The sequence below is a fragment of the Candidatus Cloacimonadota bacterium genome (assembly GCA_011372345.1).
Taxonomy (GTDB): Bacteria; Cloacimonadota; Cloacimonadia; order Cloacimonadales; family TCS61; genus DRTC01.
Window position 1 is genome coordinate 1 of the sequence record DRTC01000056.1, and the last position, 1,869, is coordinate 1,869.

General features: G+C 34.5%; 2 protein-coding genes. One reads left to right on the plus strand and one right to left on the minus strand.

Annotated elements, in window-relative coordinates:
* Positions 1 to 234: DNA helicase RecG (locus tag ENL20_00935; protein HHE37125.1), on the minus strand; the 234-nt coding region annotated here is incomplete at its 3' end.
* A gap of 83 nt (positions 235 to 317) precedes the next feature.
* Between ENL20_00935 and ENL20_00940 the strand changes: the two genes are divergently transcribed.
* Positions 318 to 1,328, plus strand: coding sequence for a hypothetical protein (locus ENL20_00940; protein HHE37126.1), 1,011 nt, complete (start codon positions 318 to 320; stop codon positions 1,326 to 1,328).
* The last annotated feature ends 541 nt before the right edge of the window (positions 1,329 to 1,869 follow it).

The following is a 1,869-nucleotide window of genomic DNA, read 5'->3' on the forward strand; positions in this document are numbered from 1 at the left end:
ACCATAATTTTTTTTCTCGATGGAAACGATATTGCCGATGATCGCTGCCTGTTTTTCAAATTCCAGATTCTGTATTTTTACTTCTGACTTGCGGTTGATATAATCACGCGGAAAATGCTCCATCAAATCACTGATTGTATAGATATGAAGTTTTGTCAGGAGTTTTGCCCGGTTTTCACCGACTCCTTTCAGAAATTTTATGTTATTTGTGAGAGGATTCATAAATTTTTCCATTCATTCCATCTAAAAAGTTAATTTTTTATTTACGATTTATAGAGCAAGAATTTTTTTTGAAAAAGAGAAAATTTGAGGTAAGAATGAAATTAATATTGTTTTTTCTAGGAGTGATTTTCTTTTTTTCAGGATTGGAAGCATTGCCGATCCTTTTGGATGTAACAATTTCCCAAACCGACAAAATTGAAATTAATTATCAGATTGAAAATGCGGAAGAAAACATGAAAATCGATTTAGGTTGTTTCAGAAAGTCAGATAAAGAAATTTTTCAAATTGAAGAAAGTTATATTTCTGGTGATTTTGGAATTCTTGAAATTAAGGGAAAATATTTTCTGGAAGTTAAGCTGGAAGGATTACCTGATGATTTCAATCTGTACGATTTTCTCATTTTCCCAAAACTGATCTTTCAGGATAAAATCTATTATGAAATGGAAAAAATCTCAGCTGGTTCTTATCCTGTTTTTAAGGAAAATAATGTCATCGAGATGATTTCAACAAGAGGATTTTTCATCAGTAAATTTGAAGTGACAAATGAACAGTTTCTAGAGTTTGTTAATGCTGACGGATATGAATTCCGTGAATACTGGTTGATCGATCCAAATTTGATGAGCAAAAGTAACATCGGTTGGCTTTATCAAGCGAGATACAAGATGAGTTTACCCTTTGATTGGAGCTATAAAAATAAACCTCTATTCAAAGATGCGGATTCTGATTTTCTTTATGGACCTGTTACTAATGTCCGTTGGTTTGAAGCAAATGCATTCTGCAACTGGATGGAATGTGAAATGCCGACTTTAAAGCAGATTGAGGTTTCTTTCTATAAATCAGCAAAAAGCGAGGATGAAATTTTTTCAGGAATATCGGTTTTTGATGAATCGGGATTTCCACTCCAGAAAATCACAGATGGAGTTTCAGAATGGCTGATGAGTGGTGTTGATCCGGCTTCTGCGGCTTGCGGAGGTTGTAATGAGATGATTGTTCTAAAAAATAATTCTAACCGGAAATTTGAGCGGATTTTTACTTTGTTGAAATGTCCGCTTTATCGGGAAGCGGATCTTGGATTCAGGTTGGTTGTCGAAATGAAAGATCCTTGATAGCCACGAAAAGGCACAAAAGACACCAAAACTCATCTTTAACACCACGAAAATATAACTTCTTATATCACAGGCAGATACAGATCGCATAAATCTTCTTGGCACCACAGATTTGATTTATCGGATAAAGATTACATTTCAACAATTGATGGAGGGACAGCTACTCCTACAGCCTGGAAAACCTTTCCACAAGTTCCAAGCCATTCAGATCGAACCGCGAATTTCTTATTGTTCTCTTCAATCGTGATTTCCTGTAATGCCTTCAAATCCTGTTTTACTTTCTCCCATTCAAAATCATAACCGGACATTTATTATCGAATCGAGATGAATACAATACTTGTTTATGCTGTGCTTGATTGTCGTCGAAATCCTAATTGGATAAAGGGTAGATTGAAATAGCCGCTAAAAAATCCAAACTTACTAATCCCGATGAATCGGGATCATGAAATTTTCAAAACTACAGTTTCTCCTCATTCCCAAATTTTTTTTGGGAATGCAATTGTTGAAAAGTTTTACTTTGATTTTTTGTACGAGAAAGTAT

Bases quoted from the DNA above. Each gene is read 5' to 3' on its own strand.
- ENL20_00940 (HHE37126.1), top strand. From the start codon at position 318: ATGAAATTAATATTGTTTTTTCTAGGAGTGATTTTCTTTTTTTCAGGA.